This window comes from Stenotrophomonas sp. SAU14A_NAIMI4_8 (assembly GCF_003086695.1).
Lineage (GTDB): Bacteria > Pseudomonadota > Gammaproteobacteria > Xanthomonadales > Xanthomonadaceae > Stenotrophomonas.
Window position 1 is genome coordinate 1,741,960 of record NZ_CP025999.1, and the last position, 26,661, is coordinate 1,768,620.

Sequence of the window (26,661 nt, forward strand, 5' to 3'; positions counted from 1 at the left end):
TACTGTCTGTCCGAGGTTCGCTGGGGGCGGTGTTCCGGGCGTCCGGGCAACCGTTCCATTCGAAACCACCGCAACGGCCCGCTTTCGGTTGGCCGCTGTTGCAGGTCGGTGCGCGCCGACCATCGGATAGTGCCACGTGAAAACGTTTACATGGCAGAATGGGCAACTGTATTCGATTGCAGTGCTCGCCGTCATGCGGCGACCGCGCAATCATCACTGCCATCGGGAGGGCCGAAGGCAGTCCCCAATGACAGCCCGGCACCGGGCGGACTGGATAGAGTGATATGGCAAAAGTGCAGTTGCAGGGTGTGCGCAAGGTCTACGACAACGGCCAGGTCGCAGTGAAGGACGCCACGTTCGAGGTGGCCGACGGCGAGCTGATGGTGCTGGTCGGGCCGTCCGGCTGCGGCAAGTCGACGCTGCTGCGGATGGTGGCGGGCCTGGAGGAAATCAGCGGCGGCACGCTCACCATTGGTGACCGGGTGGTCAATGACGTGGCGCCGAAGGATCGCGACATCGCGATGGTGTTCCAGAGCTACGCGCTGTACCCGCACATGACCGTGGCCGAGAACCTGGCCTTTGGCCTGAAGCTGCGCGGCCACGACAAGGCGACCATCGACAAGCGCATCGCCGAGGCGGCGCAGACGCTGGGCCTGACCGAGATGATGGACAAGCTGCCCAAGGCGATGTCCGGTGGCCAGCGCCAGCGCGTGGCCCTGGGCCGTGCACTGGTGCGCGAGCCGGCGGTGTTCCTGCTGGACGAACCGCTGTCCAACCTGGACGCCAAGCTGCGCCACAGCGTACGTACCGAAATCGCGCAGCTGCATCGCAAGCTGGGCACCACCATGATCTACGTGACCCACGACCAGGTGGAAGCGATGACCCTGGGCCAGCGCATCGTGGTGCTCAAGGACGGCATCATCCAGCAGATCGACACGCCGATGGCGCTGTACGACCGCCCGGCCAACCTGTTCGTGGCCGGCTTCCTGGGCAGCCCGGCGATGAACGTACTGCGCGGCACGCTGCAGGGCGATGCCGGTGGCGTAAGCGTGGTGGACGGTGCGTGGCGCGCCCCGCTGGGCCAGGCCACCATCGACCCGGCGTGGCTGCAGAAGTCGATCGCCGTGGGCGTGCGTCCGGAGCATCTGCAGCCGGCAGCCGCCGATGATGCGCATGCCTTCACCGCGCGCATCGAGGGCATCGAGCCGGTTGGCAACGAGATCTTCGTGAACCTGAGCAGTGGCCAGCATGCGCTGACCATGCGCGTGGCGCCGCAGGCACTGCCGGCGGTGGGCGAGGAGATCCGCGTGGCGATCCACCCGCAGGGGCTGCACTTCTTCAGCGCAGAAACCGGCGAACGCCTGTAAGGATGTTTGGTCGGCGTGCGGACCAAGGTCCGCACCTACCAGAGCAGGGCCCGGTAGATCCACGCCATGCGTGGATGAAGCGAGGCCCCCGTAGATCCACGCCATGCGTGGATGAAGCGGGGCGCCGTAGATCCACGCCATGCGTGGATGAAGCGGGGCGCCGTAGATCCACGCCATGCGTGGATGAAGCGGGCCGCCGTAGATCCACGCCATGCGTGGATGAAGCAGGGCCCCAGTAGATCCACGCCATGCGTGGATGAAGCAGGGCCCCAGTAGATCCACGCCATGCGTGGATGAAGCAGGGCCCCAATAGATCCACGCCATGCGTGGATGAAGCGGGCCGCCGTAGATCCACGCCATGCGTGGATGAAGCGGGCCCCGTAGATCCACGCCATGCGTGGATGGGATGCCAGCAGAAGCAGTGCGGACCAAGGTCCGCACCCACCAGTTCAGGTCCGCACCCACCAGTTCAGGTCCGCACCCACCAGTTCAGGTCCGCACCCGCGACTGGGCTCAGCGCGCCAGGCCGTCCAGCAGCGGCACGCGCTGCGCGGCCACGCCGCCGACCTGCAGTTCACCGTCGCTGGTTTCCAGTGGCAGCACCGCCAGCGCCAGGTCCGCGGCCACGCTGGCCAGGGTGCCCAGCGCCGCGGCGTCCTGCTGCACCGTGTCACCGGCCTGCGCCGCTGCGGCGGTGTGCAGCAGCTGCACCGCACGCTTGGCCTTGCCCAGGAAATGGGTGCGGGCCACGATTTCCTGGCCCGGGTAGCAGCCCTTCTTCACGCTGTACCCGTTCAGGCGGTCCAGCCCCAGTTGCTGCGGCGTCCACACCTCGCGCTGGCTGGCATCCAGGCGCGGCAGGCCGAAGCGCAGATCGGCCTGGCGCCAGGCCAGGGCGAAGGTGTCCGCGGCGGCGTCGGCTTCCGTGGCCGCTGCGTCGGGCGCGCCGATGCGCAGGGTGCGCGGCAGCGCATCACTGCCCAGGTCAAGTTCCCAGTCCGCGCCTTCAGCCAGGGCAATCGCCGCGCCGCTGGCGGCCTCGGGCGCAGTGAAGGCGCCGGTCACCGCCAGATCCGCGCGCACCTGCACCTTCACCTTGCGCCGGAACACGAAGCGTTGCAGTTGCGACGCAATCGCATCGGCGTCGCCGTCGGCCAGCACCAGCATTACGTGATCTTCGGCCAGCCGCAGTAGCTGGAACACCGCCAGGGTGCGGCCTTTGGCGCTCAGCCAGGCGCTCCATTGCCAGTGCAGCAGGGGCAGGGCGGTCACGTCGCTGCTGAACTGGGCGTGGGCGAACGCGGCCGCATCGGCACCCTGCAGGCTCACCAGCTGGTGGCCCGGAAGGTGCGGATATGCGACGAAAGCAGGGGGCAGGTTGTCAGGCACGTGAACGAGGTCTAAAATTTGTGCGTTGCGAGACCGAACATGATAGGCCAAACAACCCCCACTCCCGACGCCGAAACTGAAGCCCCGCTGGTCCCCGCGGCACCTGTGCCTGTGGAACCGGAAAAGGTGGAAGAGGAATTCGGTGGCCGCGGCGGACTTGATCCGGTGCGGTACGGCGATTGGGAGAAAAACGGACGCTGCATCGATTTCTGATCAGCATTGAGCCAACGCGGCCGCGTGCCGCCCAGCCGAGACAACGAGCCCAGCGAATGGCGACCAGACAACGCCCACTTTCCCCGCACCTTCAGGTGTATCGCTGGCAGATTCAGATGGCCACCTCGATCCTGCATCGAGCCACTGGCGTCTTTCTGTCTGTTGGTGCCCTCATCATCGCCGCGGGCCTGCTGGCTCTGATGATGGGGCCCGAATCCTGGAACTGCTACACCGGCCATGCCGGGGCCTGGTATGGCCGCGTGTTCCTGTTCGCGTGGACATGGTCGTTCGCCTACCACCTGTGCAATGGCATCCGCCACATCGTGCAGGACTTCGCCATCGGTTTCAGCATTCCCGCCTTCGTGCGCAGCAGCTGGATCTCGGTCTTCGGCAGCCTGGTGATCACCGCGCTGGTGTGGGCCTACGTGCTTCTGGGAGGTGCCGCATGAACAAGCCGAACAAGTTCCGTACCCCGCTGAAGACCGTGCGCGGCCTCGGCTCGGCCAAGACCGGTACCGAACACTTCGTGCACCAGCGCCTGACCGCCGCCGCCCTGGTGGTGCTGGGCGTGTGGTTCCTGGTGTTCGTGGTGCGCCTGGCCGGTGCCGATTACGTGACCGCCACTGCCGCCATCGCCAAGCCGTGGAACGCGGTGCCGCTGATCGGCCTGCTCATCGCCATGTTCTGGCACGCCCAGCTGGGCCTGCAGGTGGTGCTGGAAGATTACATCCACGAATCGCTGCTGGCCCTGGTGCTGCAGACCTTCGTGAAGTTCGTGGCCGTGCTCGGCATGATCGTCAGCGTGTTTGCGGTGGGCCGCATCGCCCTCGGCGTCGCCTGAGCCCAGGCACAAGACAGGAATCCAGATTAGATGTCCGCTTACAAGATTACTGAACACAAGTACGACATGGTCGTGGTGGGCGCCGGCGGCGCCGGCCTGCGCGCCACGTTCGGCCTGGCTGCCAAGGGCCTGCAGACCGTGTGTCTGACCAAGGTGTTCCCGACCCGTTCGCACACCGTCGCCGCGCAGGGTGGTATTTCCGCCGCGCTGGCCAACATGGGCGAAGACGATTGGCGCTACCACTTCTTCGACACCATCAAGGGGTCGGACTGGCTGGGCGACCAGGACGCCATCGAGTACATGTGCCGCGAGGCCATTCCGGCCATCATCGAGCTGGAACACTACGGCGTGCCGTTCAGCCGTACCGCCGAAGGCAAGATCTACCAGCGTCCGTTCGGTGGCATGACCACCAAGTACGGTGAAGGCCCGGCGGCGCAGCGTACCTGCGCGGCGGCCGACCGTACCGGCCACGCCATGCTGCACACCCTGTACCAGCAGTCGCTGAAGCACGATGCACGCTTCATGATCGAGTACTTCGCACTCGACCTGATCTTCGATGACGAAGGCGTGTGCCGTGGCGTGCTGGCCCTGGACATGTCCGACGGCACGCTGCACCTGTTCCGCGCCCAGGGCGTGGTACTGGCCACCGGCGGCTACGGCCGTGCGTACTTCAGCGCCACCTCGGCGCACACCTGCACCGGCGACGGTGGCGGCCTGGCCATGCGCGCCGGCATCGCCATGCAGGACATGGAGTTCGTGCAGTTCCACCCGACCGGCATCTACGGCGCCGGCTGCCTGATCACCGAGGGTGTCCGCGGTGAAGGCGGCATCCTGCGCAACAGCTCGGGCGAGCGCTTCATGGAACGCTACGCACCGCACTACAAGGATCTGGCCTCGCGCGACGTGGTCAGCCGTTCGATGACCATCGAAATCCGCGAAGGCCGCGGCGTCGGCGAGCACAAGGATCACATCCTGCTCGACCTGACCCACCTGGGCCCGGGCGTGATCGACGAGAAGCTGCCGGGTATCGCCGAAAGCGCCCGCATCTTCGCCGGCGTGGACGTGCACAAGCAGCCGATCCCGGTCATTCCGACCGTGCACTACAACATGGGCGGCATTCCGACCAACTTCCACGGTGAAGTGGTGCGCAAGGTCGGCGACAACCCCGATTCGGTGGTGCCGGGCCTGTACGCGATCGGCGAAGCCGCGTGCGTGTCGGTGCATGGTGCCAACCGCCTGGGTTCGAACTCGCTGCTGGATCTGGTCGTGTTCGGTCGCGCGGTGGCCAACCGCTGCGCCGAGACCATCAAGCCGGGCGCTGCGCACAAGCCGCTGCCGGCCGATGCCTGCGACAAGGCACTGGGCCTGCTGGACAAGCTGCGCCACGCCAATGGTGATACGCCGACCTCGGTCATCCGTGACCGCATGCAGCGCACCATGCAGGCCGACGCTGCGGTGTTCCGCACCAGCGAAAGCCTGAAGGAAGGCTGCGAGAAGATGGCCAAGGTGTTCGATTCGTTCCAGGACGTGAAGGTTTCCGACCGTTCGCTGGTCTGGAACTCGGACCTGATCGAGACGTACGAACTGAACAACCTGCTGCTGAACGCGGTGGCGACGATCAATTCGGCCGAACAGCGCAAGGAAAGCCGCGGCGCGCATGCGCACGAGGACTATCCCGATCGCGACGACGTCAATTGGCAGAAGCACACCCTGGTCAGCGTGGACGAGAAGGGCAAGTGCAGCTTCGATTACCGCCCGGTGCACATGTACACGTTGACCGACGACGTGTCCGTGGTGCCGCCGAAGCCGCGCGTGTACTGATCCGACCCCGCCTACCATGCAATCCGCGCCCACGGGCGCGGGCCGCCTGAGCCAACGAGAGCAGCCATGGCCGAGTTTTCACTCCCCAAGAATTCCAAGATCACGAAGGGCCAGCACTTCCCCGCCAAGACCGGTGGCAAGAACGTGCGCACCTTCAAGATCTACCGCTGGAGTCCGGACGACGACAGCAATCCGCGCACCGACACCTATGAGATCGATCTGGACGCCTGCGGCCCGATGGTCCTGGACGCGCTGATCAAGATCAAGAACGAGATCGACCCGACCCTGACCTTCCGCCGTTCGTGCCGCGAAGGTATCTGCGGTTCGTGCGCGATGAACATCGACGGCACCAACACCCTGGCCTGCACCCGTGCCATCGCGGACTGCGGCAAGAAGGAAGTGCCGATCTACCCGCTGCCGCACATGAACGTGGTCAAGGATCTGGTTCCGGATCTGACCCACTTCTACGCGCAGTACGCCTCGATCAAGCCGTGGATCCGTACCCAGACCCCGGCACCGCCGGACCGTGAGCGCCTGCAGTCGCCGGAAGACCGCAAGAAGCTGGACGGCCTGTACGAGTGCATCCTGTGCGCCTGCTGCTCGACGAGCTGCCCCAGCTATTGGTGGAACGGTGAGCGTTACCTGGGCCCGGCGATCCTGCTGCAGGCCTACCGCTGGATCATCGACTCGCGCGATGAAGACACCGGTGCGCGCCTGGACGATCTGGAAGATCCGTTCAAGCTGTACCGCTGCCACACCATCATGAACTGCGCCCGCACCTGCCCGAAGGGCCTGAACCCGGCGCTGGCGATTGCCGAGATCAAGAAGCTGATGATGGAACGCCGCGCCTGATACAGGCTGGCGGTACCCGGTAGAGCCACGCCATGCGTGGCTGTGCCCCCCAGTAGAGCCACGCCATGCGTGGCTTTGCTGTATCTGGAGAAACACGATGGAAGAAGACGTCCTGCTGAAGAAGCTGCGCTGGCGCTGCCGCCGCGGCATGCGCGAACTGGACCAGCTGTTCGAGCGCTACCTGGACCGCGAATGGGGCACTGCGCCGACCGAAGAGCGCGAGGTTTTCCTGTTCCTGCTCGAGTGCGAGGACGATAAGTTGTGGCGCTGGTTCATGGGCTACGAGGCCTGCCCGCATGCCCACGCCATTCCGCTCATGCAGAAGATCCTCGCCCTCAAGGCTTGAGTGGCGCCCCTCGCGCCTGCAGGGCGCAGCGCAGTTGGCAGTGCTGATCGCTGCCCCCTGGCTGCTGCAGGCGTCGGCGCTGCCGCCGGCGCTGTACTGGCCGGTGCTGGCGGCGGTGTGGGCGGTGGGCCTGGCCGAACTGGGCTGGCGCCTGTACCGGCCGCCGCGTGAGCTGCTGCTGCCTTCGCTGCCGGCGCCGTTGCAGGTGGCCGGGCAGGACATCGACAGCCCGCGGCTGCTGTCCCGCGGCCCCTGGCTGCTGCTGCGCTGGCGGCAGCAGGGCCGGCGTCGGCACCTGCTGTTCTGGCCGGACGTGCTGGATTGCGCACAGCGACGTGAACTGCGACTGGCCGTGGCAGCACGAGCGGTTTCCCGTCGGCCCCGGTCGGTGGCACCATAAGCTGAATTGACCGGCGTGCCTGCATGTTCAAACCCATCCCCGTGGCAATCGGCCTGCGTTACCTGCGCGCCAAGCGCCGCAACGGCTTCATCTCCTTCATCTCGATGGCATCGATCCTGGGCATTGCGCTCGGCGTTACGGTGCTGATCACCACCCTGGCGGTCATGAGCGGTTTCCAGAAGGAAATCCGCAGCCGCCTGCTGCAGATGACCGCCCACACCACCATCAGCCGTGACGGCGAACCGATGCCCGACTGGATGCGGGTGGTGGACGTGGCCAGCAAGGACCCGCGCGTGGCCGGCGCCGCGCCGTACATCGAGATCCAGTCGATGATCAGCGGCCCGCGCGTGCAGGGTGCCATCGTGCAGGGCATCGACCCGGCGCTGGAACCGAAGGTATCGGTGATCGACCAGAAGGTGGTCAAGGGCAGCTACGACAGCCTGAAGCCGGGCAGCTTCAACCTGCTGCTGGGCAAGGAGCTGGCGATCTGGCTGGGCGTGGACGTGGGCGACCAGGTGCTGGTCACCTTCGCCGAAGTACAGGGCACGCCCGCCGGCGCGGTGCCGCGCATGAAACGCTTCACGGTCAGCGGCATCTTCGAGGCCGGCTACAACGAAGTGGACCGCGGCGTCGGCTTTGCCAACATGCAGGATCTGCAGCGCGTGCTGCGCAGCGACGGCGCCACCGGCGTGCGCCTGAAGCTGCACGACATGGACCGTTCGCTGGAAGTGGGCGTGGACCTGGCGCAGAACCTGGGCGGGGCGTACCGTGTCAGCGACTGGACCCAGCAGAACGCCAACCTGTACCACTCGCTGCGCATGGAAAAAGTGGTGATGGGCATCCTGCTCTCGCTGATCATCGCCATGGGCGCGTTCAACCTGGTGTCCTCGCAGGTGATGCTGGTGACTGACAAGCAGGCCGACATCGCGATCCTGCGCACGCTCGGCCTGACCCCGGGCGGGGTGATGCAGGTGTTCATGGTGCAGGGCTCGCTGATCGGCATCTTCGGCACCCTGGCCGGCCTGATCGGCGGCATCACCCTGACCCTGAACCTGGAGCGCATCCTGGGCGCGATCGAATCGGTGTTCAACGTGAAGCTGCTGCCGGAAGACGTGTACTACATCACCGGCCTGCCCACCGACATGCAGACCGGCGACATCGTGGCGATCACCCTGATCGCGCTGCTGATGAGTTTCCTGGCCACCCTGTACCCCGCCTGGCGGGCCGCACGCACCCAGCCGGCCGAGGCCCTGCGCTATGAATAAGATCGTCAACCGCGGCGATGAAGTGATCCGTGCCGAAGCGCTGGGCAAGACCTACGCCGAAGGCCGCATGCAGACCCCGGTGTTCGACGGCCTGGACCTGCGGGTGAACGCCGGCGAGACCGTGGCGATCATCGGTGCCTCTGGCGCCGGCAAGAGCACCCTGCTGCACCTGCTGGGCGGGCTGGATGTGCCCAGCGCCGGCGAGGTGTACGTGACCGGCCAGCGCATGTCGGCGCTCTCAGACACCGCCCGTGGCCTGCTGCGCAACCAGGCGCTGGGCTTCGTGTACCAGTTCCATCATCTGTTGCCCGAATTCACTGCGCTGGAAAACGTGATGATGCCGGTGATGCTGGCCGGTACCGCCGTGGCCGAAGCCAGCTCGCGCGCCACCGCGCTGCTGGAGGCCGTTGGCCTGGGCCATCGCCTGGACCACAAGCCGGGCGAGCTGTCCGGTGGCGAGCGCCAGCGTGCGGCGGTCGCACGCGCACTGGTGAACCACCCGGCCTGCGTGCTGGGTGACGAACCGACCGGCAATCTGGATGACCGCACGGCGGCGACGGTGTTCGAGCTGATGCTGGAGCTGAACCGCGCGCGCCATACCAGCCTGGTGCTGGTGACCCACGACCGCAGCCTGGCCCGGCGCCTGGACCGGGTGCTGGAGCTGCGCGAAGGGCGGCTGCACGCGCTGGCGCACGCCGAGGTTTGAGCGGTGTCTGGGTGTGCCCACCAAGGTGGGCACCTACCGGGCAGCGTGCGGGCGGGGCTCGCCGACCAGCGGCTGAATCTGGCGGTCGATCGTCGCGCCGGTGTTGCCCGGCGGGGCGCATGATGTGCGCACTTCCCCGTGGAGATGCCGATGAAGACCCCGTTGTTGCTGGCTGGGCTGTGCCTGGCCCTGGCTGCCTGTGCCACTACCGGTCGGCTGAGCAGTGCCGAGCGCCTGGATCTCTATCGCGCCCACGCGGGCGCGCCGCAGAAGGACATGCAGTTCTTCGGCACGCTCAATGGCTGGACCGAACTGGGTGACAGTGCGCTGGCGGTCTGGACCAAGCCCAGCGAGGCCTACCTGCTGGAGCTGACCGGGCCCTGCCCGGATCTGTCCTTTGCCCCGGCCATCGGCCTGACCAGCCACATGGGCCGGGTCAGCGCGCCGTTCGACAAGGTGCTGGTGCGCGATCCCACCGGTGGCCCGCGCATGCCCTGCTTCATCAAGACCATCCGCAAGCTGGACGTGAAGGCACTGCGTGCGGAGGAAAAGGAAATGCGCCAGGCGCAGGTGCAGGAGCGCGAAGAACCCGCGAAATAACCGGTAGCGCCGGGCCATGCCCGGCGGAACCCGGCTCAGGCTTCGGGGGTGAACCCGGCCGGCTTTTCGGCGTCCTTTTCGAACAGGAACTTCACCAGTTCCGCCTCCAGCATCGCGCGGTGTTCCGGGTTGCGCGGCGACAGCCGGTTTTCGTTGATCAGCATGGTCTGGTGCGCCAGCCATGCCGTCCACGCCGGCTTGCCGATGTGGTTGAACACGCGCTGGCCCAGCTCACCGGGGTAGGGCACGAAGTCCAGGCCCTCGGCATCGCGTTGTTCGTACTGGCAGAAGATGGTTCGGGGCATGGTGGTTACTCGTGGTTGCGTGGTTTCGGGGTCTTTCGTTTCGGCGCCTTGGCGCTGGCGCCATCCAGCAGCTTGCGGATCGGTGCCGGCAGGCCCAGCGCGGGCAGTTCATCGGCGGCGACCCAGCGCAGCGTGGGTTCTTCCACGCGCAGGCCGCGCACCTGACGTGACAATACCTGCAGGTGCAGCCTGTAGTGGCTGAAAGTGTGCTGCAGCAGCGGCAGTTCTTCGGCGTCTTCCAGTGAGCCGTCGACGTGGGCGTCGAACCAGTCCTGCAGCGCGCTGCCGGCGTCGGCCTGCGGAAGGGTCCACAGCTGGGCCCAGATGCCGGTGTCCGGCCGCTTCTGCAGCAGCACGCGCTGGCGCGCATCGCGCAGCAGCAGGGCCACCGCTTCGCGCTCGGGCAGGGTCTTGCTGGGCTTGGCGGTGGGCAGTTCGGCGGTGCGACCGTCGCGGCGGGCCACGCAGTCGTCCTGCAGCGGGCAGATCACGCAGGCAGGTTTGGCCCGGCTGCAGACCGTCGCGCCCAGATCCATCTGCGCCTGGGTGTAATCGGCCATGCGGCCTTCGGGTACGTGGCGGACATGATCCTCGGCCAGCGTCCACAACTGCTTCTCGATGGCCGGCAGGCCGGGGAAGCCTTCAATGCCGTGGTAACGGCTGAGCACGCGCTTGACGTTGCCGTCGAGGATGGCGAACGGGTCGTTCCAGGCCTGGCTGAGGATCGCGCCGGCGGTGCTGCGGCCGATGCCGGGCAGGGCATGCAGCGCATCGAAATCGCGCGGCAGGTCGCCGTCGTGCAGTTCCACGCAGCGCTGGGCCGCGGCATGCAGGTTGCGCGCGCGGGCGTAGTAGCCCAGGCCGGCCCACTGCGCCATCACCGCATCGTTGCTGGCGGCGGCCAGGTCGGGCAGGATCGGGAAGTGCTGCAGGAAGCGATGGAAGTACGGGATGACCGTGGCCACCTGGGTCTGCTGCAGCATGATTTCCGACAGCCAGACCCGGTACGGGCTGCGCGGATGCTGCCAGGGCAGGTCGTGGCGACCGTGGGCGTCGAACCAGTGCAGCAGGCGGTCGACGAAGCGGTCGTGCTGGGCGGTGTCGGCGCTGGCGTGCGGCTGGCGGGGCATGTGTGTTCCGGGGAGGGCAGCCACGCATGGCGTGGCTCTACCAGGGTGTCGCGCGCGGGGCAGTAGAGCCACGCCATGCGTGGCTGCACGGTGTATCAGCCGCCCAGCGCTTCAGGCAGCAGGGCGTCGACGAACGCTTCCGGATCGAACACGCGCAGGTCTTCCGGGCGCTCGCCAATGCCGGCGAAGCGGATCGGAATGCCGAACTCGCGGGCCAACGCGAACACCACGCCGCCCTTGGCGGTGCCGTCCAGCTTGGTCACCACCAGGCCGGTCACCTTCACCGCTGCATTGAACTGGCGCAGCTGCGAGAGCGCGTTCTGGCCGGTGGTGCCGTCGATCACCATCAGCACTTCGTGCGGGGCGGTTTCATCGATCTTGCCGAGCACGCGGCGAATCTTGCCCAGCTCGTTCATCAGGCCGGACTGGGTATGCAGGCGGCCGGCGGTGTCGGCAATCAGCACTGAGGTGCCACGGGCCTTGCCGGCCTGCAATGCGTCGTAAGCCACCGAGGCGGCATCGGCGTTCTGCCCCTGGGCGACCACGGCCACGCCGTTGCGCTCGCCCCAGGCCTGCAGCTGGGCCACGGCGGCGGCACGGAAGGTATCGCCGGCGGCCAGCATCAGGCTGTGGCCGTCGTCCTTGAAGCGCTTGGCCAGCTTGCCGATGGTGGTGGTCTTGCCGACGCCGTTGACGCCGACGGTGAGCACGACGAACGGTTTGGCATTGCGGTCGATCACCAGCGGCTGCGCCACCGGCTGCAGGATCGCGATCAGTTCGCTGCGCAGGGCGGCCAGCAGGGCATTGGCATCGGCGAATTCGCGCGACTTCATGCGCTTGCCCAGGCCTTCCACCAGATCGGTGGTGGCACCCACGCCAACGTCGGCTGTGATCAGGGCGGTTTCCAGCTCGTCCAGCAGATCGTCGTCGAGCTTGGGATTGCGCGAGAACAGGCCGCCGAAGCTGCGGGCGATGACGCTGTTGCGCAGGCGCTCGCGCCAGCCGGGCTTGCCGGCCGGGGCCGGCGGGGCATCCACCAGGGCCGGCAGATCGGCGGCCGGGGCGACCGGCTCTTCGGCCGGGACGACCGGGGCCAGCGGCGCCAGCACAGCGGCGGCGGCCAGCGCTTCGGCCTGCACGTCCTCGGCGGCGATGACTGGCTGCGCAGCGGGCTGTGCAGCCGGCACGGCGGGCGTTTCGGCGACGGGCGCCGGCACCGGGGCCGGTTCCGGGGCCGGTTGCGGTGCCGGTGCAGGTGCTACGGCTTCGGCCACCGCAGCGGTGGGCGCGTCTTCGGCCGGGGCGGCAGACGGGAACGCCGCCGCCAGCTCTTCAGCCGAGTAGTGCTGGGTCTTGGGCGCGTCCGGTGCGGCGGCGTCCTGGGGCTTCTTGCGGCGGAAAAAACTGAGCATTGGCAAAAGGCGCTGAAATCAGGGGGATATGCTACCACTCGGGCCTGTCGGGCCGATGTGGACTGAAGGTTGCGGCCGACCGGCCGCTAACGGGTACGGAGGGCTGCGTTGGGCGGCCCGGAGGCCAACATGAACAGCGTGATGGGAACGGCCCTTTCCGGCATGCGTGCGGCCCAGCAGGGCGTGCAGGTGGCCGCACACAACGTGGCCCACCTGGCGACCCCGGATGCGCAACGGCTGCAGGTGCAGCGCAGCGCGATGGAGCAGGGTGGGGTGGAGACCGTGGTGGCCACCACCGAGCCCGATCCCAGCGCGCCGCTGGGCGACCTGCTGGCGGCGAAAACCGAGGTGGTGGCCTTCGCTGCGAACGCCGCGCTGGTGCGCCGCCAGGACCAGATGCTTGGCACCCTGCTGGATCGCAATGTCTGAGCGGACCGCCCCCCCCCCCGCCTTGGTAGGTGTCAACCTTGGTTGACACGCTCTTGGTGTGCCAACCAAGGTTGGCACCTACCACAGCAGCCATGCCAACCAAGGTCGGCACCTACCACAGCAGCCATGCCAACCAAGGTCGGCACCTACCAAAGCAGGTGTGCCAACCAAGGTTGGCATCTACCAGGGCGCGGTTGCGCCGGGCCGTGCCCGGCGGCAACCGCCTCGGTCAGGCCGACAGCTCCAGCAACAGCTTGTTCAGGCGGGCCACATAGGCACCCGGGTCCTTCAGGCTGTCACCGGCGGCCAGCGCGGCCTGGTCGAACAGCACCCGGCCCAGATCGTCAAAGCGTGCACCATCGGCTTCGGCATCCAGCTTGGCGATCAGCGGGTGGCCCGGATTGATCTCCAGCACCGGCTTGCTGTCGGGCACCTTCTGCCCGCTGGCTTCCAGGATCTGGCGCATCTGCAGGCCCAGGTCCTGTTCGCCGATGGCCAGCACCGCCGGTGAATCGGTCAGGCGGTGCGACACGCGCACTTCGGCCACGTCATCGCCCAGCACCGTCTTCAGCCGCTCCACCAGGGCCTGCTTGTCCTTGGCGGCCGCTTCCTGTTCCTGCTTGTCGGCCTCGCTTTCCAGCGCGCCCAGGTCCAGGTCGCCACGGGCGATATCGACGAAGCCCTTGCCGTCGAAATCGGTCAGGTAGCCCATCAGCCACTCGTCGATGCGATCGGTCAGCAGCAGCACTTCCACGCCCTTCTTGCGGAACACTTCCAGGTGCGGGCTGTTGCGCACCTGGCTGTAGCTCTCGCCGGTCAGGTAGTAGATCTTGTCCTGGCCTTCGGCCATGCGCGCGATGTAATCGGCCAGCGACACGCTCTGCGCGTCGGCCTCGCCACGGGTGGAGGCGAAGCGCAGCAGGCCGGCCACCTTCTCGCGGTTGTTGTAGTCCTCGGCCGGGCCTTCCTTCAGCACCTGGCCGAATTCCTTCCAGAAGCTGGCGTACTGTTCGGGCTTGTCGGTGGCCAGCTTGTCCAGCATGTCCAGCGAGCGCTTGGTCAGGGCGGCCTTCATCGAATCGATGACCGGGCCGGACTGCAGGATTTCGCGCGACACGTTCAGCGAAAGATCGTTGGAATCGACCACGCCCTTGATGAAGCGCAGGTACAGCGGCAGGAACTGCTCGGCCTGGTCCATCACGAACACGCGCTGCACGTACAGCTTCAGGCCCTTGGGCGCATCGCGGTGGTACAGGTCGAACGGCGCGCGGCCGGGCACGTACAGCAGCGAGGTGTATTCCAGCTTGCCTTCGACCTTGTTGTGGCTCCAGGCCAGCGGATCGCTGTGGTCGTGCGCCACGTGCTTGTAGAACTCGGTGTACTCGGCGTCGCTGATCTCGGTGCGCGGGCGGGTCCACAGCGCGCTGGCGCGGTTGACGGTTTCCCATTCAAGCGCGGCGCCTTCTTCGCCTTCCTTCGGCATCTGGATCGGCAGGCCGATGTGGTCCGAATACTTCTTCAGGATGCTGCGCAGGCGCCAGCCGTCGGCGAAGTCATGCTCGCCGTCCTTCAGGTGCAGCACGATGCGGGTGCCGCGCTCGGCCTTGTCGACGGTGGCGACTTCGAAATCGCCTTCGCCGCGGGAGGTCCAGCGCACGCCTTCGCCGGCGGCCAGGCCGGCGCGGCGCGAGGTCACTTCCACTTCGCCGGCGACGATGAAGGCGCTGTAGAAGCCGACGCCGAACTGGCCGATCAGCTGCGAATCCTTCTTCTGGTCGCCGGACAGCTGGCGCAGGAAGTCGCCGGTGCCGGATTTTGCAATCGTGCCCAGGTGGGCAATGGCTTCGGCGCGGCTCATGCCGATGCCGTTGTCTTCGATGGTGATGGTGTGGGCGGCGGCGTCGAAGCTGACGCGCACGCGCAGCTCGCTGTCACCTTCCAGCAGGGCCGGCTGGGTCAGGGCCTCGAAGCGCAGCTTGTCGGCGGCGTCGGCGGCGTTGGAGACCAGCTCGCGCAGGAAGATCTCCTTGTTCGAGTACAGCGAGTGGATCATCAGCTGCAGCAGCTGCTTGACCTCGGTCTGGAAGCCAAGGGTTTCGGTCTGGGGGGTCTCGGTCATCGATAGGGCTCCGTGTGCAATGCCGCGCCAGCGCGTGCGGCCTCGCCAAGGGGTATGGCTGATTGTCCCGAAATCAAGGGGTTGGTCGGGCAGGGCTGCGCCCTGCACCTGCTCAATGCAACGGCAACGGCAAAAGCTGTGTATCCGTGGGATGGCGGGGCGGTGTGGGTGGGCAGGACACGCCGCAAGTACGTCCCTGTAGGCTCGTAGGCGCCATCCATGGCGCCTGCGGTCCTGCCCACCCACACCGCCCCACCTCTGACAGCTCCCCGCGGCTGTTGGTAGGTGTCGACCTTGGTCGACACGGTAGATCCACGCCATGCGTGGATGAAATCTGTCAGATACCGATATGAATCTGGGGTCAGAGCCCGTTGCGGAGCAACGGGATCCGACCCACGGGATCGCGTCTGGGGCAGAGCCCCCTGAGTCAGGGGGCGGCCGCGAAGCGGCGGGGGTGTGGGAGATGGTAAGGGGGCCCCACGTTTCGCGCAGCGAAGCGTGGGAGCGACAGCGCGTATGCGTTGGCGCGTACCCGGGCGCCGCCCGGCCGACTACAATCACGACCATGCTGAATTTCTTGAACTACCCCCTGCGGGGGCGCCGGTGAGCGGCCGTGGGGGCAATGATGGCCAGGTCCGCATCATCGGTGGGCGCTGGCGCAATACCCGCCTGCCGGTGCCGACCCTGCCGGGCCTGCGGCCCAGCAGCGACCGCGTGCGTGAAACCCTGTTCAACTGGCTGATGCCCAGGCTGGCCGGTGCCCGTGTGCTGGATCTGTTTGCCGGCAGCGGTGCGCTGGGCCTGGAGGCCGTCTCGCGCGGCGCCGCCCACGCCACCCTGGTCGAGCGCGATGCCCAGCTGGGGCGCAACCTTTCCGCCGCAGTGGCCAAGCTGCAGGCCACCGTCCAGATCACCGTGGTCCAGGCCGATGCCCTGCGCTGGCTGCAGGGCGCGCCGGCCCAGCAGGCCGACCTGGTGTTCATCGACCCGCCGTTCGCCGATGGGCTGTGGCAGGACGTGCTGGCCCAGCTGCCGCGACACCTGGCTGCCGATGCCTGGCTGTACCTGGAATCGCCGGCCGGGCACGCGCCGCTGCTGCCGCCGGAATGGCTGCTGCACCGCGAGGGCGCCACCCGCGAAGTCCGCTTTGCCCTGTACCGCCGCGCCGCTGCTACACTTTGACTTCATCTGAACATCTGCAACCGCCCATGACCGTGGCCAACCGCCGCATTGCCGTCTACCCCGGCACGTTCGACCCCATCACCAATGGTCACATCGATCTGGTGAGCCGGGCCGCGCCGCTGTTTGAAAAGGTCGTGGTGGGCGTGGCGCAGAGCCCGTCCAAGGGGCCGGCGCTGCCGCTGGAGCAGCGCGTGCAGCTGGCCCGGGGCGCCCTGGGCCACCATGGCAATGTCGAGGTCATCGGCTTCGATACCCTGCTGGCCCATTTCGTACGCTCGGTGCAGGGCGGGGTGCTGCTGCGCGGCCTGCGCGCGGTGTCCGATTTCGAGTACGAATTCCAGATGGCCAGCATGAACCGCCACCTGATTCCCGAGGTCGAGACCCTGTTCCTGACCCCGGCCGAACAGCACAGTTTCATTTCGTCCTCGCTTGTCCGCGAGATCGCGCGCCTGGGTGGCGACGTGTCCGGCTTCGTGCCGGCCGCCGTGCTCGAAGCGCTGCGCAAGGTCCGCGAAGCGAAGGCGGCACAGTCGTAACCGCTGCCAAGCGGCCGTTCCTGTAGTACCACGCACCCCCATTACGTACACCAACACGCACCATCTCGGGAGGAAACCCATGAACACCACCATGCGCGCGATGCTGATCGCCTCGTTTGCCCTGGCCTTCACCGCTTGCAAGAAGGAAGAGGCTGCTCCGGTCGAAGAGGCCAAGCAGGCCCTGGTCGCTCCGGCCAAGGACGACGATGCAGGCTGGAAGAAGTACCTGCAGGAAGTGGCCATCCAGAACATGGGCAACATCAGCAACAGCCCGTTCCTGTACTACCTCTCGCCGGAATCGGACCCGGACTTCCAGGCCAAGTACGAGCGCCAGACCGAAAGCGCGACCCAGGCCGTGGCCCGTGGCGTGCAGCCGGGCAACATGCTGGCCTTCGGTTCGTCGGCCTCGGGCAAGATGGCTGACATGATCCAGGCCGTGTTCAAGGACGTGTCGCCGGATTCGATGAAGGGCGTGCGCGTCGTCTTCATCGGCCTGTCGGCCGACAACGCCCGCGTGCAGGCTGCCGTGCAGCCGACCGGCGCCGAGTACATTTTCGTCGAAGCCAAGTAAGACCGAGCCGTGGCGGCCACGCTGCGGCGTGGCCCGGGCGGCATCCTGCAAGGGATGCCGCCGATGACCTGACCGGTGCGCGCGCCCGCGCGTGCCGGTCCTTGTCCCAAGGCGCGGGCGAGGAGTATCGCCATGTCGCTGAAAATCAATGAGCTCTGCGTCAACTGCGACGTATGCGAGCCGGCCTGCCCGAACCAGGCCATTTCGATGGGTGAAACCATCTACGTGATCGATCCCGCACGCTGTACCGAATGCGTGGGTCATTTCGACGAACCCCAGTGCGTGGTCGTCTGCCCGGTCGAATGCATCGACCCGGACCCGGATATCGTGGAAACGGAAGTCCAGCTGCTGGCCAAGCTGCGCCAGCTGCAGAACGATCATCCCGAACTCTATGCGGAGCCCCCATCCGAATGAAGCTGATCGTCCGCCCCTTGTTGCTGCTCGGCCTGCTGTTGGCCCCCCAGGCCTGGGCTGAAAGTCCTGCCCAGACCCCCGCCCGCGCCGAGCGCCCCGATGGGGTGGCCGTGGCCAGTGGCCATGCGCTGGCCACCCAGGCCGGCATCGACATCCTGGCCCAGGGCGGCAACGCCTTCGACGCGGCCGTGGCGGTGTCGTCCACGCTGGCGGTGGTTGAACCGATCAGCTCCGGCCTCGGTGGTGGCGGCTTCTTCCTGCTGCACGATGCGGCCACCGGCAAGGACGTGATGCTGGACGCGCGCGAAACCGCGCCGGCCGCCGCCACGCCGCAGGCATTCCTGGACAAGCAGGGCAACCTGGACCGCGACCGCTCTGTGAACGGGCCCTGGTCGGCGGGCATTCCGGGCCTGCCGGCCGCGCTGGTGGAACTGTCGTCCAAGCACGGCAAGCTGCCGCTGGCCACCTCGCTGCAGCCGGCCATCCGCATTGCCCGCGACGGCTTCCCGGTGTACGAGCGCATGGCCAAGGGCTACGCCTCGCGCCGTGAAGTGATGGAGCGTTTCCCCGGCACGCGCGAGGTCTACCTGCGCAATGGCAAGCCGATCGCCACCGGCGATCTGTTCAAGCAGCCCGAACTGGCGCAGACCCTGGAACGCCTGGCGGCCGGCGGTCGTGATGGCTTCTACAAGGGGCAGACCGGCAAGCTGCTGCTGGAAGGGGTGAAGCAGGCCGGTGGCAAGTGGACCGCCGATGAGCTGGCCGGCTACCAGGTCAAGCTGCGCGAGCCGATCGTGTTCGATTACAACGGCTGGAAGATCACCACCGCGCCGCCGCCGTCGTCCGGCGGCATCGCCCTGGCCAGCATGCTGCAGATCCTGGAAGGCTGGGACATCAAGCAGATGGACGCCGCGCACCGCACCCACCTGGTGGTGGAAGCCATGCGCCGCGCCTACCGCGACCGCACGTTCTTCCTGGGCGACCCGGATTTCGTGCAGATTCCGCAGAAGGTGCTGACCAGCAAGGATTACGCCCAGGGCCTGCGCGCCACCATCCACCCGGAAAAGGCCACCCCCAGCGACCTGCTGTCGGGCAATCCGACCCCGCTGGAAGATGACGAGACCACCCATTTCTCGATCATCGATCGCGATGGCAACCGCGTGGGCGCCACCCAGACGGTGAACCTGCTGTACGGTTCGGGCCTGATTCCCAAGGGCACCGGTGTGCTGCTGAACAATGAAATGGACGACTTCGCGCTGAAGCCGGGCACCCCCAATGCCTTCGGCGTGATGGGTTACGCGGCCAATGCACCGAAGCCGGGCAAGCGCATGCTCAGCTCGATGACGCCCACCTTCATGGAAAACAGCGACAAAGTGGTCGTGCTCGGTACGCCCGGTGGCAGCCGCATCATCACCATGGTGCTGCTGGGCATCCTCGGCTATGACGCCGGCCTGGACGCACAGCAGGTCGCCGCGCTGCCGCGCTACCACCACCAGTGGCTGCCCGACCTGATCGAGGCCGAAAGTGATGCCTTCGACGCCGAGACGGTGAAGCAGCTGCAGGCGATGGGCCACAAGATCGACCTGCCGGGCGACGTCGCCGCCGGTGGCCGCGGTTCCAGCCACGTCTGGGGCAACCTGCAGACCGTGGAATGGGACCGCAAGGCCAACAAGCTGTTCGGTGGCAGCGATCCGCGCAACCCGGTGGGCAGCGCCCAGGTCGTGCCGGCGCATTGAAATGCAGGCAGCGCCGGGCCACGCCCGGCGAAGCCCAATGCCGCGAACCCCGCCACCCGGCGGGGTTTTCCATTTTCCGGCTAGCGATTATTTAACGGCAGCCGACTGATAATCGCTGCATGAAACTCTGGTCAATTCGTGGAAACTCGCAGCGCCTGGATGGCGGGGCGATGTTCGGCAACGCGCCGCGCGCGTTGTGGGAAAAATGGGCGGCTCCGGACGAGCTCAATCGCATCGAGCTGGCCTGCCGTGCGCTGCTGGCCAGTCCGCTGGAAGGCAAGACGGTGCTGTTTGAAACCGGCATCGGCGCCTTCTTCGATCCGCGCATGCGCGAACGCTATGGCGTGCAGGAAAGTCGGCATGTGCTGATTGATTCGCTGCGCGAAGCCGGTTTCGAACACGAAGATATCGACGTGGTGGTGCTCAGCCACCTGCATTTCGATCATGCCGGCGGCCTGCTGGCACCGTGGACCGAAGGCCGTGGCCCGGAACTGCTGTTCCCCAATGCCACCTTCGTGGTCGGTGCGCAGCACTGGCAACGGGCCTTGCAGCCGCATCCGCGCGATCGGGCCAGCTTCATCCCCGAACTGCCCGCGCTGCTGCAGGCCAGCGGTCGGCTGGAAGTGGTGGAGGGCGAATATTCGCAGGTGCTGGGCCGCAGCGTGCGTTTCAGCTACAGCGACGGCCACACGCCGGGGCTGATGCTGGCCGAGATCGTCGGCCATGCGCATGCCGACCAGGCGCCGCAGGGCGGCGTGGTGTTCTGTGCTGATCTGATTCCCGGGCGCTCCTGGGTGCACGTGCCGATCACCATGGGTTACGACCGCAATGCCGAACTGCTGATCGACGAGAAGCGCCAGTTCCTGGAAGACAAGCTGGCGCGCAACGTCCATCTGTTCTTCACCCACGACCCGCAGGTGGCGCTGGCCCAGCTGGGGCGCGATGAGAAGGGCCGTTTCGTGACCCTGCACGAGCAGGGCGAACTGAAGGCCCGCGCGCTGGGCTGAGTAGCGGGGTCGGATCCCGTTGCGTGGCAACGGGCTCTGACCCCTGAATCTGGCCCTGTGCGGTCGCGCGCCTGCGCGGTCGTAGAGTCGAGCTTGCTCGACTGGCGCGGGATGCATCCACGCATCGGGGTCAGAGCCCTTTCTGCGAAAGGGATCCGACCCCTGGGGTGGGTCATGCCACGCGGGTACCGAAAATGCGGTCGCCGGCATCGCCCAGGCCGGGCAGGATGTAGCCCTTCTCATTCAGATGGGCATCGATCGCGGCGGTGTAGATCTCCACGTCCGGATGCACCGCCTTCACTGCCTCGATGCCTTCCGGTGCGGCCACCAGGAAAATGCCCTTGATGCGGCGCGCACCGGCACGCTTGAGCATGTCGATGGTGGCGATCAGGGTGCCGCCGGTGGCCAGCATCGGGTCCAGGATCAGCGCGTCGCGCTCTTCCAGGCGGCCGGTCAGGCGCTCGAAATAGGGCACCGGCTGCAGGGTTTCTTCGTCGCGCTGCAGGCCGACCACGCTCACGCGCGCGGCCGGAATGAGCGACAGCACGCCGCTGAGCATGCCCAGGCCGGCGCGCAGGATCGGCACCACGGTGATCTTGGCACCGGCGATGCGCTGCACGGTGACCGGGCCGGCCCAGCCGGGCAGGGTGTGCGGTTCGGTGTCCAGGTCGGCGGTGGCCTCATAGGCCAGCAGGGTGCCCAGCTCGTTGGCCAGTTCGCGGAAATCCTTGGTGCTGAGCGCAGCGTTGCGCATCAGGCCGATCTTGTGCTGCACCAGCGGGTGGCGCACTTCGACGATCTTCATGGTCGGAAAGGGGGTCTGGGAGAGGGCTCCATTTTGCCGGAACGCCGGTCCGAACCCAAACGCCGGCTGCCGCCGGCTGCACCGGCATGTCACGACCGTGCAACCTTGCGGACATACCGTGCAGACCCATTCTTAACAGGAACGGGGCTTCAACGTGCATATCAAGACTCCGCTGGCCATGGCCATCACCCTGACCTTGGCGATGGGGGCTGCAGCGCCGCTGCACGCTGCCGGGCAGCAGGTCGTGGCCGGTGCCGGCGCGGTTGCCGCCGATGCGGTCGACCTGGACCGCATCGAAGTGCGCGCCCAGCTGGAATCGCAGGTGCGCGCTGTGGATCTGAAGCGCAGCAGCAATGCGATCGAAGACGCGGTCTCGTCCGATGCGCTGGGCCAGTACCCGGACAAGAACGAGGCCGAATCGCTGCAGCGCCTGCCGGGCGTCAGCGTGACCCGCGACCAGGGTGAAGGCCGCTTCGTGGTCATCCGCGGCCTGGATGCCAACCTCAACAGCGTCAGCGTGGATGGCATTGCCGTGGGCACGCCGGAAGATTCCAGCCGCGCCGCACCGCTGGACGTGATTCCGTCCGATTCGACCGAGCGCCTGCGCGTGGTCAAGTCGCCTACCCCGGACATGCCCGGTGATGCCATCGGTGGCGCGGTGCTGGTCGAATCAGCCTCGGCCTTCGACCGCGATGGCCGCAGCCTGCGCGGCAAGATTGAAGCCAGTCACCAGCAGTTGTCGGGTGAAACCAGCCCCAAGGCGGCCTTCAACTACAGCGAAGTGTTCGCCGATACCTTCGGCGTGGCGCTGGGCGTGAACTACCAGAAGCGCACGTTCGAATCGGACAACAGCGAAGTGGAGTACGACGGCGAGGACGATGCCGCACCCGGTGACGTCACCGCGATCAACCTGCAGCACCGCAAGTACGAGATCGAGCGCAAGCGCATCGGCGCCAACCTCAACCTGGACTGGCGCCCCAGCGAGTACAGCAAGTACTACCTGCGCACGCTGTACAGCCAGTTCGATGATGCCGAGACCCGCCAGCGGGTGATCTTCAACTTCGACGATGCCGACATGGTCCGCACCGGCACCGACCAGTACCGCCTGGACGACATGCCCGGCGATGCGATCGACAAGCGCATGCGCTACCGCACCAAGGAAGAAAACACCTTCGCCGCCAGCCTCGGCGGCGAGAACACCTTCACCAACGCCGTGGTCGATTACAAGGTCGGCTACACCCGCACCGAAGAGCGGGTGAACGATGAAATGGAAGCGCGTTTCAGCTTGGACGGCGACGATTTCAACGGCACGCTCGACCAGCGCAGCCGCCTGCCCACCTACACCTTCGACAACCCGCAGTGGCTGGACAACGGCAACTACGCGTTCGATCGCTTCGTGCTCTCGCCCAAGCAGGTGAACGACAAGGAACACAGCGCGCAGGTGAACGTGCGCTTCGACGGCGACAGCAGCAGCATCAAGTTCGGCCTGCTGGGCCGCTGGCGCGACCGCGACGTGAACGTGGACGAGCGCGAACTGCGCGTCGGCCCGAAGGTGGCGCTGTCGAGCTGGACCACCGGCTCGCCCGAGCACCGCCACGGCAACCTGGGGGATGGCATGAGCTCGGACGCGATGCGCGCCTACTGGGCGGCCAATGGCGGTCAGTACAGCGCCCGTCCGCAGGATGTCGGCGGCAATGCGATGACCTCGCTGGAAGAAGACTACGTGGCCAGCGAAGACATCTTCGCCAGCTACGCCATGGGCACCTGGGACATCGGCGCGCTGCGCGTGATCGGTGGCGTGCGCGTGGAAAGCACGCGCTTCCAGGCCACCGGCAACCAGGTGGACGTGGCCGCCAACGGGCGCAGCTTCACGGTTACCCCGCGGGTGGCCAACAGCAGTTACACCAACGTGCTGCCGGGCCTGCACCTGCGCTACGACGCGGCCGACGACTGGGTGCTGCGTGCCTCGGCCAACAAGACCGTCTCGCGTCCGTCGTTCGGCGATGTTTCGCCGCGCGTGGGTTACAGCCGTGGCGATGAAGAAGTGCGCCTGGGCAACCCGGAACTGGATCCGTACGAGTCGAAGAACATCGACCTGTCGGTGGAGAAGTACCTGGGCACCACCGGCATCGTCTCGCTGGGCCTGTTCCACAAGTCCATCGACGGCTACATCGTGGAAACCGTGCGCACCAATGATCCGGCCTACGGTGGCTTCGACGTGACCCAGCCGATCAACGGCCGCAAGGCCACCGTGCGTGGCGCCGAACTGAACTGGCAGCAGCAGCTGTCGTTCCTGCCGGGCGCGCTGGATGGCCTGCTGGTCGGTGCCAGCGGCACCTGGCTGGACACCGAATTCGACGCCGGCATTGCAGACCGTGCCGATGAGGACTTCATGCTGCCGCGCGCATCCAAGCACGTGTACAGCGCCCATATCGGCTATGAAAAGTATGGTCTGAGCACGCGCCTGGCCGCGGTGTACCGCAGCGAATACCTGGACAGCATCGGCAAGGGCCGCGCGTTCGACATCTACGTGGCACCCAACACCCAGCTGGACTTCTCGCTGGACTACAAGTTCACCCCGCGCATCAGCATGTACTTCGAAGCACAGAACCTGCTGGACAAGCCGCTGGAGCTGTACCAGGGCACGCGTTCGCGCACCCTGCAGCTGGAAGAGTATGGCCGCACCTATGCCGTCGGCCTGAAGGTGGCCCTGTGATGGCGCGCGGCATGAACCTGCTGGCGGCCGCGCTGGTCGCCTGCCTGGCGGCCGGCTGCACCCCGGCACCGTCGCCGGATGCGGGCAGCTCGTCCCAGCCAGCTGCCCCCCAGGCCACGCCTGGCGCCGATGCACCGCGGGCCGTGGCGACCATCGCCGAGGCCTTCCTGACCCCGATGACCCCGGCCGACAACATCGATTCGCCCGCCAGCTGGCACGCGCCCGATGGCGCGACCTGGCTGATCGCCACCGCCAAGGCCACCGACAAGCTGGTGGTCTACGATGGCAGCAGCGGCAAACACCTGCGCGATATCGGCAGCAGCGGCACCGCACTGGGTCAGTTCGATCGCCCCAATGGCATCTCGGTGACCGATGACCTGCTGTGGATCGTGGAGCGTGACAACCACCGCGTGCAGGTGTTCTCGCTGCCCGATTTCACCCCGCTGGCCGTGTTTGGTGCGCAGGATCTGCGCAAGCCGTACGGCCTGTGGGTGGATAAGCGGGCCGACGGCTACAGCGTGTACGTCACCGATTCGTGGGACAACGGCGAGGACGCGCAGGGCAGGGACATCCTGCCGCCGCTGGCCGAGCTGGACAAGCGCGTGCGCCAGTACCACGTGAGTCGTGATGGCATGAAGCTTGACGCCACCCTGGCCGCCAGCATCGGCGATACCAGCGAGGCCGGTGCGCTGCGCGTGGTCGAATCGATCTGGGGCGACCCGGCCAACGACCGCCTGTTGATTGCCGAAGAAGACGAAAGCTACGCCAGCGAGTTCAAGGTCTACACCCTGGCCGGCCGCTTCACCGGCACCACCTTCGGCCGCGATGTGTTCAAGGCGCAGGCCGAAGGCGTGATGCTGCGCACCTGCGGCAAGGATGGCTGGTGGATCACCACCGAACAGGGCAAGCAGCGCAGCGTGTTCCACCTGTTCGACCGCCACACCTTGAAACCGGTCGGCGCGTTCCAGGGCAACACCGTGGCCAACACCGACGGCATCTGGATGATGCAGCAGCCCACGCCGCGCTTCCCGCATGGCGCCCTGTATGCGGTGCATGACGACCAGGGAGTCGTCGCCTTCGACTGGCAGGCCATCGCCAAACAGCTTTCGCTGCCGCTGGAGTGTGGCGCATGAGCGGTCGTTGCATGCGCGCACTGACTGTCGCCTTGTTGCTGGCCGCACCGCTGCTGGCGGGCGCGGCAGCCGAGCCCAATACCCAGGTTCCGCAGGGCAGCCGCCATTACGCGGCCACGCCACTGCCGGACCGCATCGTGGCCTCGCCTTCGGCCGATCCGGCGCACGCATTCGCGGTGGCCTGGCGTACCGACGGCAGCGTGCAGTCGCCGCTGCTGGAAGTGGCCGTGGCTGGCGATTCGCCGGCCATCGAGGGCGTGCGCCAGCTGCGCGCGAGCACGCAGCCGCTGCAGAGCGAGAACGGCGTTTCACATCACCACCGCGTGCAGGTGGAAGGGCTGCAGCCGGATACGCTGTATGTCTATCGCGTGCAGGGCAATGGCGGCTGGAGTGCATGGAACCAGCTGCGCACCGCCGGTGCCGCGGGACAGGCGCTGACCCTGCTGTACTTCGGCGATACCCAGAACAAGAACCTGAGCCATGTCAGCCGCGTGGTGCGTGCCGCGCAGAAGGCCGCGCCCGATGCGCGGGTCAGCCTGTTCGCCGGCGACCTGGTCAGCGGTGGCGACGGCGCCGACGATACCGAGTGGGGCGAATGGTTCGCCGCCACCGGCTGGCTGGCGCAGGAAACGCTGGTGGCGCCGGCCATCGGCAACCACGAATACTTCGAGGAATTCGAAGACACGCCGCAGGAACGCCGCGTGCTCGGCCGCCACTGGCCGGTCACCTTCGCGCTGCCGGGCAACGGTGTGGCAGCGGCCGATACCAGTACCTACTGGTTCGACGTGCAGGACGTGCGCGTGGTGGTGCTCGATGGCACCTCGGCGCTCGACCTGGGCACCGCGCAGGCGCAGGCGCAGTGGCTGGACACCGTGCTGAGCAGCAACCCGCGTGCCTGGACGATCGTGCTGCTGCACCAGCCGTTCTATTCGCCGCGCGAAGGCCGCCAGAACGCCGCGCTGCAGCAGGTGCTGCAGCCGGTGATCCGTCGCCACAAGGTGGATCTGGTGCTGCAGGGCCACGACCACACCTACGGCCGTCGTGGCGAAGGCCAGGCGGCTACGCCGCAGTACGTGGTGACCGTGGCCGGGCCGAAGCAGTACCGGCTGTCGGACGAGGCGAAACAGACCATGGACCCGGTGGCCGAAGACACCCAGCTGTTCCAGGTGCTGCGCATCGATCCGCAGAAGCTGCGTTACGAAGCCCGCACGGTTACCGGCCGTCTGTACGACGCCTTCGAACTGCGCCGCGCTGCCGATGGCAGCACGCAGAAGGTGGAGCTGCAGCAGGGGCGCATCACCCCGCGTGCATGCCCGCGTGCGCAGACTGCCAAGGGTCGCGCCGACCGCTGCTGGGAATGAGGAAC

General features: G+C 66.9%; 27 protein-coding genes. 21 read left to right on the forward strand and 6 right to left on the reverse strand.

Annotated features, from left to right (window positions below):
* Positions 1–284 precede the first annotated feature (284 nt).
* Positions 285–1,367 carry a sn-glycerol-3-phosphate ABC transporter ATP-binding protein UgpC gene (ugpC, locus tag C1930_RS08120; RefSeq protein WP_108755923.1) on the forward strand — a complete coding sequence of 361 codons (1,083 nt, stop codon included), beginning with the start codon at positions 285–287 and terminating at the stop codon, positions 1,365–1,367.
* A gap of 513 nt (positions 1,368–1,880) precedes the next feature.
* On the opposite strand, the gene C1930_RS08125 is transcribed toward ugpC, so the two are convergent.
* Positions 1,881–2,756, reverse strand: a complete 876-nt coding sequence (locus tag C1930_RS08125; protein ID WP_108771456.1) for a folate-binding protein YgfZ — start codon at positions 2,754–2,756, stop codon at positions 1,881–1,883.
* 39 nt (positions 2,757–2,795) lie between these two features.
* Between C1930_RS08125 and C1930_RS08130 the strand changes: the two genes are divergently transcribed.
* The 10 genes from C1930_RS08130 to C1930_RS08175 all read left to right on the forward strand — a co-directional run bounded on the left by C1930_RS08130 (position 2,796) and on the right by C1930_RS08175 (position 9,800).
* Positions 2,796–2,969, forward strand: a complete 174-nt coding sequence (locus C1930_RS08130) for a DUF1674 domain-containing protein (RefSeq protein WP_108752784.1) — start codon at positions 2,796–2,798, stop codon at positions 2,967–2,969.
* Between the two features lie 56 nt (positions 2,970–3,025).
* Positions 3,026–3,418 (forward strand): succinate dehydrogenase, cytochrome b556 subunit, encoded by a 393-nt coding sequence (gene sdhC, locus C1930_RS08135; protein ID WP_108755925.1) that lies wholly within the window; start codon positions 3,026–3,028, stop codon positions 3,416–3,418.
* Positions 3,415–3,810 carry a succinate dehydrogenase, hydrophobic membrane anchor protein gene (sdhD, locus tag C1930_RS08140; RefSeq protein ID WP_108752786.1) on the forward strand — a complete coding sequence of 132 codons (396 nt, stop codon included), beginning with the start codon at positions 3,415–3,417 and terminating at the stop codon, positions 3,808–3,810. The genes sdhC and sdhD overlap by 4 nt, the downstream gene beginning before the upstream one ends.
* A gap of 30 nt (positions 3,811–3,840) precedes the next feature.
* Positions 3,841–5,631, forward strand: coding sequence for a succinate dehydrogenase flavoprotein subunit (gene sdhA / locus C1930_RS08145; RefSeq protein ID WP_108752787.1), 1,791 nt, complete (start codon positions 3,841–3,843; stop codon positions 5,629–5,631).
* A 66-nt stretch (positions 5,632–5,697) separates the two neighbouring features.
* Positions 5,698–6,483, forward strand: a complete 786-nt coding sequence (locus tag C1930_RS08150; RefSeq protein WP_108752788.1) for a succinate dehydrogenase iron-sulfur subunit — start codon at positions 5,698–5,700, stop codon at positions 6,481–6,483.
* Between the two features lie 97 nt (positions 6,484–6,580).
* Positions 6,581–6,829, forward strand: a complete 249-nt coding sequence (locus C1930_RS08155; RefSeq protein ID WP_108752789.1) for a succinate dehydrogenase assembly factor 2 — start codon at positions 6,581–6,583, stop codon at positions 6,827–6,829.
* Positions 6,780–7,229, forward strand: coding sequence for a hypothetical protein (locus C1930_RS08160; protein ID WP_108771457.1), 450 nt, complete (start codon positions 6,780–6,782; stop codon positions 7,227–7,229). Before C1930_RS08155 ends, C1930_RS08160 begins: the two co-directional genes overlap by 50 nt.
* Before the next feature lie 23 nt (positions 7,230–7,252).
* Positions 7,253–8,494: a lipoprotein-releasing ABC transporter permease subunit gene (locus C1930_RS08165; protein ID WP_108752791.1), complete on the forward strand. Its 1,242-nt coding sequence runs from the start codon at positions 7,253–7,255 to the stop codon at positions 8,492–8,494.
* On the forward strand, positions 8,487–9,200 hold the full coding sequence (lolD, locus tag C1930_RS08170; protein ID WP_108749290.1) for a lipoprotein-releasing ABC transporter ATP-binding protein LolD: 714 nt from the start codon (positions 8,487–8,489) through the stop codon (positions 9,198–9,200). The genes C1930_RS08165 and lolD overlap by 8 nt, the downstream gene beginning before the upstream one ends.
* A 150-nt stretch (positions 9,201–9,350) precedes the next feature.
* A complete protein-coding gene (locus C1930_RS08175; protein ID WP_108771458.1) occupies positions 9,351–9,800 on the forward strand; it encodes a DUF6491 family protein in 450 nt (149 codons plus the stop codon).
* A 35-nt stretch (positions 9,801–9,835) separates the two neighbouring features.
* On the opposite strand, the gene C1930_RS08180 is transcribed toward C1930_RS08175, so the two are convergent.
* The 3 genes from C1930_RS08180 to ftsY form a co-directional block, all read right to left on the reverse strand.
* A complete protein-coding gene (locus tag C1930_RS08180) occupies positions 9,836–10,105 on the reverse strand; it encodes an oxidative damage protection protein (RefSeq protein ID WP_108755928.1) in 270 nt (89 codons plus the stop codon).
* A gap of 5 nt (positions 10,106–10,110) precedes the next feature.
* Positions 10,111–11,235, reverse strand: coding sequence for an A/G-specific adenine glycosylase (gene mutY, locus C1930_RS08185; RefSeq protein WP_108771459.1), 1,125 nt, complete (start codon positions 11,233–11,235; stop codon positions 10,111–10,113).
* 95 nt (positions 11,236–11,330) lie between these two features.
* On the reverse strand, positions 11,331–12,647 hold the full coding sequence (ftsY, locus tag C1930_RS08190; protein ID WP_108771460.1) for a signal recognition particle-docking protein FtsY: 1,317 nt from the start codon (positions 12,645–12,647) through the stop codon (positions 11,331–11,333).
* Positions 12,648–12,776: 129 nt separating this feature from the next.
* Here ftsY and C1930_RS08195 point away from each other — a divergent pair, with 129 nt between their 5' ends.
* Positions 12,777–13,076, forward strand: coding sequence for a hypothetical protein (locus C1930_RS08195; RefSeq protein WP_108772560.1), 300 nt, complete (start codon positions 12,777–12,779; stop codon positions 13,074–13,076).
* Between the two features lie 229 nt (positions 13,077–13,305).
* Here the strand turns inward: C1930_RS08195 and htpG are convergent, their stop codons facing one another.
* Positions 13,306–15,195: a molecular chaperone HtpG gene (gene htpG / locus C1930_RS08200; protein WP_108771461.1), complete on the reverse strand. Its 1,890-nt coding sequence runs from the start codon at positions 15,193–15,195 to the stop codon at positions 13,306–13,308.
* A 603-nt stretch (positions 15,196–15,798) separates the two neighbouring features.
* Here htpG and rsmD point away from each other — a divergent pair.
* The 6 genes from rsmD (at position 15,799) to C1930_RS08230 (ending at position 20,641) form a co-directional block, all read left to right on the forward strand.
* Entirely contained in the window at positions 15,799–16,377 is a 579-nt protein-coding gene (rsmD, locus tag C1930_RS08205; protein ID WP_108755933.1) for a 16S rRNA (guanine(966)-N(2))-methyltransferase RsmD, read from the forward strand.
* Between the two features lie 26 nt (positions 16,378–16,403).
* Entirely contained in the window at positions 16,404–16,913 is a 510-nt protein-coding gene (gene coaD / locus C1930_RS08210) for a pantetheine-phosphate adenylyltransferase (RefSeq protein ID WP_005409091.1), read from the forward strand.
* Positions 16,914–16,992: 79 nt separating this feature from the next.
* Positions 16,993–17,484: a hypothetical protein gene (locus C1930_RS08215; RefSeq protein ID WP_108755934.1), complete on the forward strand. Its 492-nt coding sequence runs from the start codon at positions 16,993–16,995 to the stop codon at positions 17,482–17,484.
* Between the two features lie 132 nt (positions 17,485–17,616).
* A complete protein-coding gene (locus tag C1930_RS08220) occupies positions 17,617–17,898 on the forward strand; it encodes a YfhL family 4Fe-4S dicluster ferredoxin (protein WP_108749298.1) in 282 nt (93 codons plus the stop codon).
* On the forward strand, positions 17,895–19,634 hold the full coding sequence (gene ggt / locus C1930_RS08225) for a gamma-glutamyltransferase (RefSeq protein ID WP_108771462.1): 1,740 nt from the start codon (positions 17,895–17,897) through the stop codon (positions 19,632–19,634). Before C1930_RS08220 ends, ggt begins: the two co-directional genes overlap by 4 nt.
* A 119-nt stretch (positions 19,635–19,753) precedes the next feature.
* Entirely contained in the window at positions 19,754–20,641 is an 888-nt protein-coding gene (locus tag C1930_RS08230; RefSeq protein ID WP_108749300.1) for an MBL fold metallo-hydrolase, read from the forward strand.
* 172 nt (positions 20,642–20,813) lie between these two features.
* On the opposite strand, the gene upp is transcribed toward C1930_RS08230, so the two are convergent.
* Complete coding sequence (upp, locus tag C1930_RS08235; protein ID WP_108749301.1) at positions 20,814–21,446, reverse strand: uracil phosphoribosyltransferase; 633 nt, start codon at positions 21,444–21,446, stop codon at positions 20,814–20,816.
* A 154-nt stretch (positions 21,447–21,600) separates the two neighbouring features.
* Here upp and C1930_RS08240 point away from each other — a divergent pair, with 154 nt between their 5' ends.
* From C1930_RS08240 to C1930_RS08250, 3 genes are read left to right on the forward strand one after another with little or no spacing between them, the layout of a single operon-like run.
* Positions 21,601–24,162, forward strand: a complete 2,562-nt coding sequence (locus tag C1930_RS08240) for a TonB-dependent receptor (protein WP_108771463.1) — start codon at positions 21,601–21,603, stop codon at positions 24,160–24,162.
* Entirely contained in the window at positions 24,162–25,295 is a 1,134-nt protein-coding gene (locus C1930_RS08245) for a phytase (protein ID WP_108771464.1), read from the forward strand. Before C1930_RS08240 ends, C1930_RS08245 begins: the two co-directional genes overlap by 1 nt.
* Positions 25,296–25,306: 11 nt before the next feature.
* The gene (locus C1930_RS08250) at positions 25,307–26,656 is read left to right on the forward strand and encodes a metallophosphoesterase family protein (RefSeq protein WP_234412749.1); all 1,350 of its coding nucleotides are present in this window, start codon (positions 25,307–25,309) and stop codon (positions 26,654–26,656) included.
* Positions 26,657–26,661: the final 5 nt, after the last annotated feature.

Bases quoted from the DNA above. Each gene is read 5' to 3' on its own strand.
- ugpC (WP_108755923.1), top strand. From the start codon at position 285: ATGGCAAAAGTGCAGTTGCAGGGTGTGCGCAAGGTCTACGACAACGGC.
- C1930_RS08130 (WP_108752784.1), top strand. From the start codon at position 2,796: ATGATAGGCCAAACAACCCCCACTCCCGACGCCGAAACTGAAGCCCCG.
- sdhC (WP_108755925.1), top strand. From the start codon at position 3,026: ATGGCGACCAGACAACGCCCACTTTCCCCGCACCTTCAGGTGTATCGC.
- sdhD (WP_108752786.1), top strand. From the start codon at position 3,415: ATGAACAAGCCGAACAAGTTCCGTACCCCGCTGAAGACCGTGCGCGGC.
- sdhA (WP_108752787.1), top strand. From the start codon at position 3,841: ATGTCCGCTTACAAGATTACTGAACACAAGTACGACATGGTCGTGGTG.
- C1930_RS08150 (WP_108752788.1), top strand. From the start codon at position 5,698: ATGGCCGAGTTTTCACTCCCCAAGAATTCCAAGATCACGAAGGGCCAG.
- C1930_RS08155 (WP_108752789.1), top strand. From the start codon at position 6,581: ATGGAAGAAGACGTCCTGCTGAAGAAGCTGCGCTGGCGCTGCCGCCGC.
- C1930_RS08160 (WP_108771457.1), top strand. From the start codon at position 6,780: ATGCCCACGCCATTCCGCTCATGCAGAAGATCCTCGCCCTCAAGGCTT.
- C1930_RS08165 (WP_108752791.1), top strand. From the start codon at position 7,253: ATGTTCAAACCCATCCCCGTGGCAATCGGCCTGCGTTACCTGCGCGCC.
- lolD (WP_108749290.1), top strand. From the start codon at position 8,487: ATGAATAAGATCGTCAACCGCGGCGATGAAGTGATCCGTGCCGAAGCG.
- C1930_RS08175 (WP_108771458.1), top strand. From the start codon at position 9,351: ATGAAGACCCCGTTGTTGCTGGCTGGGCTGTGCCTGGCCCTGGCTGCC.
- C1930_RS08180 (WP_108755928.1), bottom strand. From the start codon at position 10,105: ATGCCCCGAACCATCTTCTGCCAGTACGAACAACGCGATGCCGAGGGC.
- mutY (WP_108771459.1), bottom strand. From the start codon at position 11,235: ATGCCCCGCCAGCCGCACGCCAGCGCCGACACCGCCCAGCACGACCGC.
- ftsY (WP_108771460.1), bottom strand. From the start codon at position 12,647: ATGCTCAGTTTTTTCCGCCGCAAGAAGCCCCAGGACGCCGCCGCACCG.
- C1930_RS08195 (WP_108772560.1), top strand. From the start codon at position 12,777: ATGAACAGCGTGATGGGAACGGCCCTTTCCGGCATGCGTGCGGCCCAG.
- htpG (WP_108771461.1), bottom strand. From the start codon at position 15,195: ATGACCGAGACCCCCCAGACCGAAACCCTTGGCTTCCAGACCGAGGTC.
- coaD (WP_005409091.1), top strand. From the start codon at position 16,404: ATGACCGTGGCCAACCGCCGCATTGCCGTCTACCCCGGCACGTTCGAC.
- C1930_RS08215 (WP_108755934.1), top strand. From the start codon at position 16,993: ATGAACACCACCATGCGCGCGATGCTGATCGCCTCGTTTGCCCTGGCC.
- C1930_RS08220 (WP_108749298.1), top strand. From the start codon at position 17,617: ATGTCGCTGAAAATCAATGAGCTCTGCGTCAACTGCGACGTATGCGAG.
- ggt (WP_108771462.1), top strand. From the start codon at position 17,895: ATGAAGCTGATCGTCCGCCCCTTGTTGCTGCTCGGCCTGCTGTTGGCC.
- C1930_RS08230 (WP_108749300.1), top strand. From the start codon at position 19,754: ATGAAACTCTGGTCAATTCGTGGAAACTCGCAGCGCCTGGATGGCGGG.
- upp (WP_108749301.1), bottom strand. From the start codon at position 21,446: ATGAAGATCGTCGAAGTGCGCCACCCGCTGGTGCAGCACAAGATCGGC.
- C1930_RS08245 (WP_108771464.1), top strand. From the start codon at position 24,162: ATGGCGCGCGGCATGAACCTGCTGGCGGCCGCGCTGGTCGCCTGCCTG.
- C1930_RS08250 (WP_234412749.1), top strand. From the start codon at position 25,307: ATGCGCGCACTGACTGTCGCCTTGTTGCTGGCCGCACCGCTGCTGGCG.